Origin of the sequence: Nocardioides sp. Leaf307 (assembly GCF_001423135.1) — a bacterium.
GTDB lineage: Bacteria > Actinomycetota > Actinomycetes > Propionibacteriales > Nocardioidaceae > Nocardioides > Nocardioides kribbensis.
Map to the genome: position 1 here is coordinate 415,850 of NZ_LMNY01000001.1, position 11,721 is coordinate 427,570.

At 74.1% G+C, this 11,721-nt stretch carries 13 protein-coding genes; 8 read left to right on the forward strand and 5 right to left on the reverse strand.

Annotated elements, in window-relative coordinates:
- The first annotated feature begins 15 nt into the window (after positions 1 to 15).
- Together ASF50_RS01885 and ASF50_RS18725 are read left to right on the forward strand one after the other, a co-directional pair.
- A complete protein-coding gene (locus ASF50_RS01885) occupies positions 16 to 1,227 on the forward strand; it encodes a hypothetical protein (protein ID WP_056903317.1) in 1,212 nt (403 codons plus the stop codon).
- A 73-nt stretch (positions 1,228 to 1,300) separates the two neighbouring features.
- The gene (locus ASF50_RS18725; RefSeq protein WP_056903318.1) at positions 1,301 to 2,050 is read left to right on the forward strand and encodes a hypothetical protein; all 750 of its coding nucleotides are present in this window, start codon (positions 1,301 to 1,303) and stop codon (positions 2,048 to 2,050) included.
- A gap of 24 nt (positions 2,051 to 2,074) precedes the next feature.
- Here the strand turns inward: ASF50_RS18725 and ASF50_RS01895 are convergent, their stop codons facing one another.
- Positions 2,075 to 3,244: a pyridoxal phosphate-dependent aminotransferase gene (locus ASF50_RS01895; RefSeq protein ID WP_056903319.1), complete on the reverse strand. Its 1,170-nt coding sequence runs from the start codon at positions 3,242 to 3,244 to the stop codon at positions 2,075 to 2,077.
- Positions 3,245 to 3,288: 44 nt separating this feature from the next.
- Between ASF50_RS01895 and pyrE the strand changes: the two genes are divergently transcribed.
- Both pyrE and ASF50_RS01905 read left to right on the forward strand, forming a co-directional pair.
- Positions 3,289 to 3,834: an orotate phosphoribosyltransferase gene (gene pyrE / locus ASF50_RS01900; RefSeq protein WP_235557524.1), complete on the forward strand. Its 546-nt coding sequence runs from the start codon at positions 3,289 to 3,291 to the stop codon at positions 3,832 to 3,834.
- A 71-nt stretch (positions 3,835 to 3,905) separates the two neighbouring features.
- On the forward strand, positions 3,906 to 4,577 hold the full coding sequence (locus ASF50_RS01905; protein WP_082500094.1) for a DedA family protein: 672 nt from the start codon (positions 3,906 to 3,908) through the stop codon (positions 4,575 to 4,577).
- Here the strand turns inward: ASF50_RS01905 and ASF50_RS01910 are convergent.
- Positions 4,564 to 5,328 (reverse strand): DedA family protein, encoded by a 765-nt coding sequence (locus ASF50_RS01910; RefSeq protein WP_235557525.1) that lies wholly within the window; start codon positions 5,326 to 5,328, stop codon positions 4,564 to 4,566. The two genes, ASF50_RS01905 and ASF50_RS01910, sit on opposite strands and share 14 nt — an antisense overlap.
- A gap of 170 nt (positions 5,329 to 5,498) precedes the next feature.
- Here ASF50_RS01910 and ASF50_RS01915 point away from each other — a divergent pair, with 170 nt between their 5' ends.
- Positions 5,499 to 6,155: a TrmH family RNA methyltransferase gene (locus tag ASF50_RS01915; protein WP_056904182.1), complete on the forward strand. Its 657-nt coding sequence runs from the start codon at positions 5,499 to 5,501 to the stop codon at positions 6,153 to 6,155.
- Here the strand turns inward: ASF50_RS01915 and ASF50_RS01920 are convergent.
- Positions 6,152 to 6,445: a hypothetical protein gene (locus ASF50_RS01920; RefSeq protein WP_200920022.1), complete on the reverse strand. Its 294-nt coding sequence runs from the start codon at positions 6,443 to 6,445 to the stop codon at positions 6,152 to 6,154. The two genes, ASF50_RS01915 and ASF50_RS01920, sit on opposite strands and share 4 nt — an antisense overlap.
- Positions 6,446 to 6,483: 38 nt before the next feature.
- On the reverse strand, positions 6,484 to 6,999 hold the full coding sequence (locus tag ASF50_RS01925) for a DUF2867 domain-containing protein (RefSeq protein WP_056903320.1): 516 nt from the start codon (positions 6,997 to 6,999) through the stop codon (positions 6,484 to 6,486).
- A gap of 77 nt (positions 7,000 to 7,076) precedes the next feature.
- Between ASF50_RS01925 and fbaA the strand changes: the two genes are divergently transcribed.
- The 3 genes from fbaA to ASF50_RS01940 all read left to right on the forward strand — a co-directional run bounded on the left by fbaA (position 7,077) and on the right by ASF50_RS01940 (position 9,827).
- Positions 7,077 to 8,108, forward strand: a complete 1,032-nt coding sequence (gene fbaA / locus ASF50_RS01930) for a class II fructose-bisphosphate aldolase (protein WP_056863316.1) — start codon at positions 7,077 to 7,079, stop codon at positions 8,106 to 8,108.
- A 123-nt stretch (positions 8,109 to 8,231) separates the two neighbouring features.
- Entirely contained in the window at positions 8,232 to 8,660 is a 429-nt protein-coding gene (locus ASF50_RS01935; protein WP_082500095.1) for a DUF3151 domain-containing protein, read from the forward strand.
- Positions 8,661 to 8,807: 147 nt separating this feature from the next.
- Entirely contained in the window at positions 8,808 to 9,827 is a 1,020-nt protein-coding gene (locus ASF50_RS01940; protein WP_156718033.1) for a type IV toxin-antitoxin system AbiEi family antitoxin domain-containing protein, read from the forward strand.
- 129 nt (positions 9,828 to 9,956) lie between these two features.
- Here the strand turns inward: ASF50_RS01940 and lysS are convergent, their stop codons facing one another.
- Positions 9,957 to 11,714, reverse strand: a complete 1,758-nt coding sequence (lysS, locus tag ASF50_RS01945; RefSeq protein ID WP_056903322.1) for a lysine--tRNA ligase — start codon at positions 11,712 to 11,714, stop codon at positions 9,957 to 9,959.
- Positions 11,715 to 11,721: the final 7 nt, after the last annotated feature.

Here is an 11,721-nt window from a genome sequence, read left to right on the forward strand (position 1 = left end):
TGGGAGGATGGAGCCATGAGCGAGGCCACCCCCACCCGCCCCCGGCAGGTGACGATCGCCGGCTGGCTCATCATCGTCGGCTCCGTCGTCGTCGTGCTGGCGGTCTACGACCAGATCACCCGCCTGACGTCGCTGGAGACCCGGGAGACGATCGAGACCTTCCTCGGCGAGCCTCCCGCCGACGGGCTGGGTCTGGAGACCACCGACGTCGTCACGCTGCTGCGCGTCACCGGCATGGTCACCGGAGCCTGCGCGGCGGCCGCCGCGGTGCTCGGCTGGTCGGTGCTCCAGCGCTCCAAGCCGGCGCGCCTCGCGCTGGCCGTGCTCGCGGTGCCGCTCTTCCTCGGCGGGCTGGTCAGCGGGGGCTTCACCTCCTCCCTGGTCGCGGTGGCCGCGCTGCTGCTGTGGCTCCAGCCGGCGCGCGACTGGTTCGACGGGGTCACCCCGCGCCAGCGCGACGACGAGCGCGCGGCGGCCGACCGGGCCGCGGGTCGCACCACGCCGCCGGGTGGATCCGACGGGCCCGCGCCCGGTGGGTGGCCGCCGGCGTACCCGCCCGTCGGCTCGCCGCAGGACCGGTCCTCGGGCCAGACGCCGGGTCCGGGGGCGGAGGCGCCCGCCCCACGGAGCGGACCGCGGGTCGACGGGGAGCAAGGCCAGCCGGCGCCGTGGACCGGCTTCGGGTCGGCGGCGGCCTCGCGCCCCGACCAGCAGGCCCGGCCCGACCAGCGGGTCGCGCCCTTCGTCGGCCACCCCGCGTCGGCACGCCCGTTGCGGCGGCCCTCGGCGGTGGTGTGGGCGTGCTCGCTGACCTGGGCCTTCAGCGGCCTGGTCGCGCTCGGCATGGTGCTGACCGCCGCGGTCATCGCGGCCGCGCCCGACATGCTCTTCGACGAGGTCTACCGGCAGAACCCCGCCCTCGCCGACGCCGACCTCAGCCGCTCCGACCTCACCACGGCGGTCTACGCCATGGCCGGGGTCGTCGTGGTGTGGGCGGTGGTCGCGACCGTCGTGGCCGTGCTCGCCTTCCGCGGCAGCAACGGCGGACGCCTCGGGCTGGTCGTCTCCTCGGCCCTGGCCGCCGGCCTCTTCCTGGTCACCGCGGTCACCAGCCTGGTGATGGCGCTGCCGCTGGCGGCCTGCGTGGCCACCGTGGTGCTGCTGTCGCGCCCCGAGGTGCGCCGGTGGTACGCCGAGCGGCGCACCGCCGGCCGCGCCCGGCCCTGAGCCTGCGGGCGGGTCCGGCGGGGTGCGCTCGCGGGTGAGCCCGGCGGGGCGCGCGGCGTGGGAGCATGCCGCCATGAGCGACCAGTACCCGCCCTCCGGACCCACCCCCTCCGGTCAGGACCCCTACGGCCAGCAGCAGCCGAACCCCTACGGCCAGCCGCAGCAGGGTCAGAGCCCCTACGGCCAGCCGCAGCCGCCGGAGAACCCGTACGGGCAGCCCCAGCAGGGCCAGAGCCCTTACGGACAGCCCCAGCAGGGTCAGAACCCCTACGGCCAGCCCGGCTACGGCCAGCAGCCCGACGCCTACGGCAGCACGCCCTACGGCACCCAGGCCTACGGCGCCGGCCCCTACGGCTCGGCCACCGACCCCGACAAGCGGCCCGGCCGTGTCACCATCGCCGCGGTGATCGCCCTCGTGCTCTCGGCGCTCGTCGCGCTGGTCTTCGGCTTCGTGACCGTCGCCGTGGCCGCCGCCCGCGACCAGATCGTCGACGAGCTCGAGCGCGAGCTGCGCAACCAGCCCGGCGCGGCCGACCTCTCGCCCGACGCGCTGGCCACGGCGGTGCTCGTCGTGTCGCTGGTCGTGGCCGTGTGGGCGGTGCTCGGCATCGTGTTCGCGGTGATGACGCTGCGCCGCTCCAAGGCCGGCCGGATCCTGCTGGTGATCTCCTCGGTCCTCACCGCGGTCGTCAGCCTGCTCGCGATCGGCTCCCTGGTCTCGGTGGTGACGCTGGCGGCCTCGATCGCGGTCGTGGTCATGGTCTTCACCGGCGGAGCCAACGACTGGTTCGCCCGCCGCGGCGCCACTCCCGCGCAGTACTGAGTCCCGCGCCGGCGGCGGCCCGGGTCAGCGGGTCAGGTCGGCGGTGCCGAGCCGGGCGAGGCCCTCGGTGACCACGTCGGTGGTCTTGCAGAAGGCCCACCGCACGAGGTGCCGCCCGGCCTCGGGGTCGTCGTAGAAGCCCTGGAGGGGCACCGCGACGACCCCGGCCCGCTCGGGCAGGGCCAGGCAGAGCTCGAGGCCGTCGCGCCAGCCGAGGTGGGCGGTGTCGGTGAGGGCGAAGTAGGTGCCCTCCGGCACCCGCGGGTCGAGCCCGAGGCCGCGCAGACCCGCGCACAGCAGGTCGCGGCGCTGCTGGAGATCGGCGGCCAGGCGACGCGGGAAGTCGGGCTCGTGGTCGAGGGCGTGGGCCACGGCGGGCTGCAGCGGCGCTCCCGAGGTGAAGGTCAGCCACTGCTTGGCGGCCAGCACGGCGCCGACCAGGTCGGCCGGCCCGGTGGCCCAGCCGACCTTCCACCCGGTGAACGACCACGACTTGCCCGCGCTGGAGAGCGTGAGGGTCCGTTCGGCCATGCCGGGCAGCGTCGCGAGCGGCACGTGCTCGTGGTCGTCGAAGACGAGGTGCTCGTAGACCTCGTCGGTGACCACGACGAGGTCGTGCGCGAGCGCCACGTCGGCGACGACCTGGAGCTCGGCGCGGGTCAGCACGGTGCCGGTGGGGTTGTGCGGGGAGTTCAGCAGCAGCAGGCGCGTGCGCGGCGTGACCGCGGCCCGCAGCGCGTCGGCGTCGAGGCGGTAGTCGGGGGCGCGCAGGGTGACGCCCCGGCGCACCCCGCCGGCCATCTGCACCATGGCGTCGTAGGAGTCGTAGGACGGCTCGAGGAGCACCACCTCGTCGCCCGGGTCGAGCAGGCCCAGCAGCGCGGCCGCGACGCCCTCGGTGGCGCCCGTGGTGACGACGACCTCGGTGTCGGGGTCGAGCTCGATGCCGTAGTGGCGCGCCTGGTGGCGGGCCACCGCCTGCCGCAGCGCGGGCACGCCGGGGCCCGGGGCGTACTGGTTGGCGCCCGCGCCCAGCGCCTCCACCGCCCGCGCGATCACCTCGGGCGGGCCGTCGACGTCGGGGAAGCCCTGGCCGAGGTTGACCGATCCCGTGCGGGCGGCGAGGGCCGACATCTCGGAGAAGATCGTCGGGGCGATCCCGTGGAGGCGGCGGGCGAGACGGGTGCGGGCCATGGCCGCCACGCTAGCCGCGGCCCCGGCACGGTTGAATGGGCCCCGTGAGCCAGACCCCGCACGAGACCGACGCGACCCTCGCCGCCGACATCGACGCCTGCTGCCGCCTCAGCGGCACCTTCACGCTGCGCTCGGGCCAGACGGCCTCGGAGTACTTCGACAAGTACCTCTTCGAGTCCGACCCCGCGCTGCTGGCCCGCGTGGCCCGGCAGATGGTCGGCCTGCTGCCCGACGACACCGAGCTGCTCGGCGGACTCGAGCTCGGCGGCGTGCCGATCGCGACGACCCTCTCCGGCCTCACCGGCCACCGCGCGCTCTTCGTGCGCAAGCAGGCCAAGGAGTACGGCACCTGCAAGCTCGCCGAGGGCCCCGACGTCGCCGGGCGCCGGGTGACGCTGGTCGAGGACGTCATCACCACCGGGGGCGCCGTGCGCGACGCCACACGGGCGCTGCGCGAGGCCGGCGCGGTCGTCGAGGTCGTCGTGTGCGCCATCGACCGCAGCCCGGCGGGGGAGAACCCGCTCGCCGACGTCGGCCTCGAGGTGCGCCCCGTGCTCACCAAGGCGCAGCTCGACGCCGCCCGGGGCTGACCCGGGCTGACACCGGGCTGACCGCGGCCCTCCCACAGGCGACCCTCAGGGGCGCCCTCTACCCTGCGAGCATGCCGCTCACCCCGCTGACCGCCGTGCTCTCGGCCTCCGACGCCACCGGCGCCGACCTGACCGGGTTCGCCGGCTGGGCCGTCGACGTGATGGAGAGGCTGGGGGTGGTCGGCGCGGGCGCGCTGATCGCGCTGGAGAACCTCTTCCCGCCGCTGCCGAGCGAGATCGTGCTGCCGCTGGCCGGCTTCACCGCCAGCCGGGGCGACTTCGGGCTGGTCGAGGCGATCGTGTGGACCACCGTCGGCTCGGTACTCGGGGCGCTGGTGCTCTACGGCCTGGGTGCCGTCTTCGGCCGCGACCGCGTCTTCCGGCTGTGGAAGATGCTGCCGCTGGTCGACGAGAACGACTTCCTGCGCACCGAGGCGTGGTTCGGCCGCCACGGCCGCAAGGCCGTCTTCTTCGGGCGCATGGTGCCGATCTTCCGCAGCCTCATCTCCATCCCCGCCGGCGTCGAGCGGATGCCGCTGTGGCAGTTCCTGGCGCTGACCACGCTCGGGTCGCTGATCTGGAACTCCGTCTTCGTGGTCGCCGGCTTCCAGCTCGGCGAGCAGTGGCAGGAGGTCGAGCCGGTCGTGGCCTACCTGCAGTACGCCGTGATCGCGGCGGTCGCGCTCCTCGTGGCGTGGTTCGTCATCCGCAAGGTGCGCGGGCGCCGGGTCAGCGCGGGCTGAGCCCGCGCCCGGCCCCCGTCCCGGCGTCGTGGGCGGCCGCGGCGCGCGAGTGGCGGCGCGAGCGCCACCACTCCAGGGCGATCGGCACGGCGGTGAAGAGCAGGATGGCGAAGATCGCCAGGTCGATGTTGTCCTCCAGCCACGGCACCCGCTCGCCGAGGACGTAGCCGAGCACGGTGATCGAGAGCACCCACGCGACACCGCCGACGAGGCTCCACAGGTAGAACGTCGCCCGAGACATCAGCGTGATGCCGGCGACGACCGTGACGTAGGTGCGCACGAAGGCGACGAAGCGCCCCGCGACCAGCGCCTTCTTGCCGTGACGGTGGAAGAACATCTCGGTGTGGTCGAGGTGCTTCTTCTTGAGGATCCGTCCGTCGTGCTCGCGCAGGGGCGGCCCGAGGCGGCGCCCGATCTCGTAGCCCACGACGTTGCCCAGCCAGGCCGCCGCGGTGAGCAGGGCCAGCGCGATCGCCAGCTCCACGGGCGGGGAGAAGGGGAAGAGGTCGAGCTGCCCGGTGGCGATGAAGATGCCGGTGGCGAAGAGCAGGCTGTCGCCGGGCAGGAACGGGAAGAACAGCCCGCACTCGACGAAGACGATCAGCAGGCTCAGCCAGAACAGCGCGCTCCCGAACTCCGCGAGCAGCCACTGGGGGTCCATGAGGTCGATGCCCAGGAACTGCGCCGACAGCAGCGGTGACGGCGCCGACGAGAGCATCGACGAGAGCAGCGGCGACACGGCGGTGGTCACCCGACGAGCGTACTCGCCGGACTGCCGGTGGGACCGGCGGGTGAGGAGGGCTCTCAGGCGCGGCGTCGGGGTCGGTGACGGCGGGGCCTAGGCTGCGCCGCGTGGAGCAGCAGCCGGGGGAGCGGGCCGACCGGGCCGACGAGGCCGACCGGCGGGCGCCGTACGACCCCATGCCCCACGGACCGGCCGAGGTCGGGGTCGGCCCCTGGGAGGGGCCCTGGCCCGAGGGCCCCGGGTCGGAGGTCTACGACGCCGAGCTGCTGGCCGCCGGCGACCGGCGCAACGTCGTCGACCGCTACCGGTACTGGTCGGTGGCCGCGATCGTCGCCGACCTCGACACCCGCCGCCACGACTTCCACGTCGCCATCGAGAACTGGCAGCACGACGTCAACATCGGCGCGGTCGTGCGCACCGCCAACGCGTTCCTGGCCGCCGAGGTGCACATCGTGGGCCAGCGGCGGTGGAACCGCCGCGGCGCGATGGTGACCGACCGCTACCAGCACCTGCGCCACCACCCGACCGCCAAGGACCTCGCGGCCCACCTGGCCGGCCTGCCCGGCGGTCCGGTGCCACTGCTGGGCATCGACAACCTGCCCGGCTCGCAGCACCTCGAGACGACGGCCGTGCCGCGTCGGGTCTGCTTCCTGTTCGGCCAGGAGGGGCCGGGCCTCTCCGAGGGTGCGCGGGCGGCCTGCGACGGCACGTTCTCGATCGCGCAGTTCGGCTCCACCCGCTCCATCAACGCCTCGGCCGCCGCCGCGATCGCCATGCACGCGTGGGTGCGCACCCACGCCGACCTCGCCGCCGAGGACGCCTGGCGCGGCTAGCGCGTCGAGGACCGCACGGGCCGACAGCCCGCGTCGTCGCACACGCGCTCGGCGCGTCCGCGCGACAGCGTCTGGGCCAGGCCCAGCGTCCAGCAGGTCGGGCACCCGCGCCACGACACCACGGCCAGCGGCAGGAGCAGCAGCCACCACGCGCTCTGGCCCGCAAGGCCCAGCCCGGCGACGGCCAGCACCAGCCCCACCACACCGCGCACGACGTGCTCGGCCACCGAGCCGCTGGCGAAGAGCTCGCGCACCGGGTCGTCTTCGGGCGCGCGGGTGGTGGTGGTCACCGCTCCAGCCTAGGCGGCCCGTGGTCGAGGAGGAGCGCTCAGGCGGTGACCTCGCGGACCACGCGGTGGTGCACCAGCTCGGTGAGCAGCTCGCGGGCCGGGAGGTCGGTCAGCAGGTAGGCGCGGCCGGGCAGCCCGCCGAGGAACGAGCCGGGGGTGAAGGTCACGGAGTTCTCCACCCGGCACACCGACCCGTCGGGGCCCGTCAGCGGGGTGACGGTGGTGCGCCAGGTGACCAGGCCCGGTGCGCGCACCGCGGCGTCGAGCACCAGCCGGTGGCCGGTGGTCCCGCCCGAGCCGTGCGGGCCGGCGGCGACCACGCGCCAGAAGCCGGCCGTGTCGCCCGCGCGCAGCTGCGGGTGCTCCGGCACCGGCCAGCGGCGGCCCCGGCCCAGGGTGAGCCGGTCGATCGCCCCGCGGACGGCGAAGGGGGCGGCGTCGACGTACCACCGCTCGGCGGCGCCGGCCGCGGTGACCGCGCGCCAGGCGTGCTCGGCGCTGACCGGCAGGTCGCTGGCCCGGGTGGTGGTGCGCAGGGTGCTCCGTCGGTGCATGGGACCGAGGCTACGGGTGACCCGCACGGTCTAGGGTGGGCGGCGTCGCAGCCAGACCCCGCCCGAGGAGACCCGCCGTGCCCATCGCCACCCCCGAGATCTACGCCCAGATGCTCGACACCGCCAAGGAGCGGGGCTTCGCCTTCCCGGCGATCAACGTGTCGTCGTCGCAGACGCTCAACGCCGCGCTCAAGGGCTTCGCCGACGCCGGGTCCGACGGCATCATCCAGGTCTCGACCGGCGGTGCGGAGTACCTCTCGGGCCCCTCGGTGAAGAACATGGTGACCGGCTCGGTCGCCTTCGCGGCCTACGCCGCCGAGGTCGCCAAGGCCTACCCCGTCAACATCGCGCTGCACACCGACCACTGCCCGAAGGACAAGCTCGACGGCTTCGTGCGCCCGCTGCTCGACCTCTCCGCCGAGCGGGTCAAGGGCGGCCAGCTGCCGCTGTTCCAGTCGCACATGTGGGACGGCAGCGCCGTGCCGCTGGAGGAGAACCTCGTCATCGCCGAGGAGCTGCTCGCCAAGGCCGCCGCGGCCCACATCATCCTCGAGGTCGAGATCGGTGTCGTCGGCGGCGAGGAGGACGGCGTCGCCAACGAGATCAACGAGCAGCTCTACACCACGCCCGAGGACGCCCTCGCCACGATCGAGGCCCTCGGCGCCGGCGAGAAGGGTCGCTACATGACCGCCCTGACCTTCGGCAACGTCCACGGCGTCTACAAGCCGGGCAACGTCAAGCTGCGCCCCGAGATCCTCAAGGCCGCGCAGGAGGCCGTCGCGCAGAAGCTGGGCCTCGCCGCCGACGCCAAGCCCTTCGACCTGGTCTTCCACGGCGGCTCCGGCTCCTCGGCCGAGGAGATCGGCGCGGCCGTCGACTACGGCGTGGTGAAGATGAACGTCGACACCGACACCCAGTACGCCTTCACCCGCCCCGTCGCCGCCCACATGTTCAGCAACTACGACGGCGTGCTCAAGGTCGACGGCGAGGTCGGCAACAAGAAGGCCTACGACCCCCGTGCCTGGGGCAAGGCCGCCGAGGCCGGCATGGCCGCCCGCATCGTCGAGGCCTGCGAGCACCTGCGTTCCTCCGGCAAGGCCGTCTCCTGACCGCGCGCTGACCTCCGCTGGCGCACTCAGCGCCCGACGACGCCCCGGCCGACCGGCCGGGGCGTCGTCGCGTCGGGACCCCCGCCGGGGACGCACGTCGCGCCCGGGGGACACAATGCAGCCATGAGCCCCGTGACCCCCGGCATGGACCTGATGGCCGGTCCGCCGCCCACCCACCTGCCCGCCGACCCCGCCACGACCGCGCTCGCCGCGGGCGAGTCGCCGACCGACGTCGTACGCCACCACCCGGCGTCGCCGTCGGCGTGGGCGGCGCTCGCCACCGAGGCCGCCGCGGCCGACGCCGACGCCGTGGTCGTCTACGCCTACTCCCGGGTCGGCTACCACCGCAGCCTCGACCTGCTGCGTCGCAACGGCTGGAAGGGCCACGGGCCCGTGCCGTGGGAGCACGAGCCCAACCGCGGCTTCCTGGTCTGCCTGTCGCTGCTGGCCAAGTCGGCCCGCGCCATCGGCGAGACCGACGAGTGGGAGCGCTGCCGCGACTTCCTGCGCGACTCCAGCCCCACCGGCTACGCCGCGCTCCTCGGCGACTGACGCGGGCGCCACTTACTGACCGTTGAGACCACTGCCTGACTGTTGTGACGGTCATGTAGTGCGAGCAACGGTCGGTAAGTACCGGCCGTCGGCGGTCGCTGTGGAGAGCGACCGCTGCGCAGCGGCAGGCTCGACCATGCTGGGCGCATGACTCCCGAGCTGCGAGCACTCCTCAGTGCCGAGGGCGGTCTCGTGACGCGTCAGGACGCGCTCGACGGCGGCCTGACCCCCTCCGCGATCACAGGTCTCCTGCGCTCCGGGGTCTGGCTGCCCGTGCGTCGCGGGGTGTACGTCGACGCCACGGTGTGGGAGGCCGCCGACGAGGACCGTGGCCGTCCGCGTCTGCGCACCCGCGCGGCCGTCAGCACCATGCGCCGTGGGTGGGTGCTCAGCCACGACTCCGCGGCTCACGAGTGGGGCATGGCCCTCCTCCGGTGGGACGAGCCGCTCGTGCACGTCACCCGACCGGGCTACTCGAGCGCGTGGACGCGGTACGGGGTCAAGCACCACTACGCACGCTTCGCCCCGCGGCAGGTCTGCCAGGTGGAGGACGTGCGGGTGCTCGACCGGGCTCGGGTGGCGGTCGACATCGGCAGGGAGCACGGCTTCCGGCACGGGCTCGTCGCCTGCGACTCCGCACGCCGCCTCGGGACATCGCTCGACGAGCTGTACTCGGCACTGTCGCCGATGGACCACTGGCCCGGGGTGCGTGCCGCTCGGGAGGCGGTGGACCGCAGTGACCCCGGTGCCCAGAGCCCCGCCGAGACGCTGGCACGGGAGCTCCTCGCCGAGCTCGGCCTGGGCACGGTGGAGACGCAGTTCCCCGTCCGAACGCCGCGGGCGACCTTCTGGTGCGACCTGAGGATCGGCAACCACGTGTTCGAGGTCGACGGACGGGTCAAGTACGTGCCCACCGACCTCGGCGGCCTCGCCGACCGAAGTGCCCATGACGTCGTCTGGGAGGAGAAGCAGCGGGAGCGGCTGATCGCCGCCGAGGGCCTGGGCGTCTCCCGCATCTTCTGGTCCGACTTCTGGGGCTCGGCGCGCGCCGAGGCGCACGCCCGTCTGCGTCAGGAGTTCGCGGTCACCTGCGACCGGTTCGGCCGCACCCTGTCGCCGCGTCTCGCAGCAAACGCGGCCGCCCTGCGTCAGACGCGTTCCGCCTGAGACGCCGCCTCGACGGGGCGGCCGCGCCGACGGGGCGTCCCGGTCTTACTGACCGTTGCTACCACTGGCTGACAGTCATGACTGTCAGCCAGTGGTCGCAACGGTCAGTAAGACGCGGCGCCGGCCGCCCTACGTCGGCGGGGTGAGCAGCCGCCGGACGGTGTCGGAGCCCAGGGCCAGGAAGAGCGTGGGCAGGCGCGGGCCGCGGTCGGCGTCGACGAGCAGGTTGTAGAGCAGCTTGAAGAACGCCTTCTGGTCGGCCTTGACCTGGTCGGTCGGGGCGTCGTCGAGACCCAGGCCCCGACCCAGCTTCGGCACGCCGTAGACCAGCGTGGTGGTCTCGTCGAGGTCGAGACGGTCGGGCAGCCGGTCGAGGAGGTGGCGCAGCCACAGCTCCTCGTCGTCGCCGAGCCGGGCCAGCCGGGCGGCGTCGGGCTCGGTGCGCACGGTGGTGCGCTCCGACTCGGGGACGTACTCGCCGGTCCAGGTCATGGCGCGGCCCAGCCGCGGCTCGAGGTCCTCGACGGAGTCGTGGTCGTGGCCGACCTCGCGCACGATGCGGCTGATGAGGTCGGCGCTGCCCGCGGTCACGTCGGCCACCGACGAGAGCAGGCGGAAGGGCACCACGACCGCGGGCACCGGCAGGCGGCCGGCCGTCGCGGTCACGCTGGCGCGCTCGAAGGCCAGCACCTGCGCGTCGCGCTTGGCGGGGTCGGCGGCCTTGCGGCCCAGCGCGTCCCACTCGTCGTAGAGGCGCACGACCTCCGGGCCGAAGTCGACGTTGAAGGCCTGCTTGGGCTGGCGGCGCACGTAGAGCCAGCGCAGCACCGGCGCCTCGAGGATCTGCAGGGCGTCGGCCGCGGTCGGCACGCCACCGCGCGAGGAGGACATCTTGACCTGCCCGCCGGCGCCGACGAAGGAGTAGCCGACGAACGACGGGGCGCGGCCGTCGTAGAGCTTCACCAGCTCCTTGCCCACGGTGTAGGACGACCCCGGGCTGGCGTGGTCGACGCCGCCGGGCTCGAAGTCGACGCCCTCGACGGCCCAGCGCATCGGCCAGTCGACCTTCCAGACCAGCTTGCCCTCGTCCTGGGTACGCAGGTTGGTGACGCCCTCGAAGGGACACGAGGTGCAGGTGTAGGCCAGGTCGGCGGAGTCGTCGTCGTAGGACGTGATGATCGTGGTGTCGCGCCCGCAGTCGCGGCAGTAGGGCTTGTAGGGGAAGCGCGCGAGGTCGTTGGTGGCGCCGAGGCCCGACGGGTTGCCGTCGTCGCCGTCGTTGGCGACCGAGTCGGCCAGCGCCGCGGCCTCCTCGGCCGACTCGGCGGCCTCGCTGAGCGGGGCGGCCTTGGTGCGGTAGCGCGCCATCACGGTCTCGATGCGGTCGCGCTGGGCCACGGCGTGCAGGATCTGCTCGCGGTAGGCCCCCGCGCGGTAGCGCTCGGTCTGGGAGACCTCCTCCATCTCCACGCCGAGGGCGCGCAGCGAGGCCACGAGCGGCTCCTTGAAGTGGTCGGCCCACGAGTCGTGGCACTCCCACGGGTCGGGCACGCCCGAGAGCGGGCGCCCGATGTGGTCGGCCCACGACGGGTCCACCCCGGCGGGGACCTTGCGGAAGCGGTCGTAGTCGTCCCAGCTGTGCAGGTGGCGCACGGGCAGCCCGCGGCGTGCGAGCTCGTCGGCAACGAAGTGCACGGTGAGGAACTCGCGCAGGTTGCCCAGGTGCACCGGCCCCGACGGGCTCGCCCCCGAGGCGCAGGTGATCGGCCGCCCCGACTCCGGGGTCCAGCCGCCCTGCTCGGCGTGGCGCACGGCGTCGTCGGCCGCGCGGGTGACCCAGTCGACGGGAGCCTGGGGGGCCCCGTCTCGTGCTGTGCCTCGTGCCATCGGGGTG

Coding starts and splice junctions, on each gene's coding strand:
- ASF50_RS01885 (WP_056903317.1), top strand. CDS start 16: ATGAGCGAGGCCACCCCCACCCGCCCCCGGCAGGTGACGATCGCCGGC.
- ASF50_RS18725 (WP_056903318.1), top strand. CDS start 1,301: ATGAGCGACCAGTACCCGCCCTCCGGACCCACCCCCTCCGGTCAGGAC.
- ASF50_RS01895 (WP_056903319.1), bottom strand. CDS start 3,244: ATGGCCCGCACCCGTCTCGCCCGCCGCCTCCACGGGATCGCCCCGACG.
- ASF50_RS01905 (WP_082500094.1), top strand. CDS start 3,906: ATGCCGCTCACCCCGCTGACCGCCGTGCTCTCGGCCTCCGACGCCACC.
- ASF50_RS01915 (WP_056904182.1), top strand. CDS start 5,499: ATGCCCCACGGACCGGCCGAGGTCGGGGTCGGCCCCTGGGAGGGGCCC.
- ASF50_RS01925 (WP_056903320.1), bottom strand. CDS start 6,999: ATGCACCGACGGAGCACCCTGCGCACCACCACCCGGGCCAGCGACCTG.
- ASF50_RS01935 (WP_082500095.1), top strand. CDS start 8,232: ATGAGCCCCGTGACCCCCGGCATGGACCTGATGGCCGGTCCGCCGCCC.
- ASF50_RS01940 (WP_156718033.1), top strand. CDS start 8,808: ATGACTCCCGAGCTGCGAGCACTCCTCAGTGCCGAGGGCGGTCTCGTG.
- lysS (WP_056903322.1), bottom strand. CDS start 11,714: ATGGCACGAGGCACAGCACGAGACGGGGCCCCCCAGGCTCCCGTCGAC.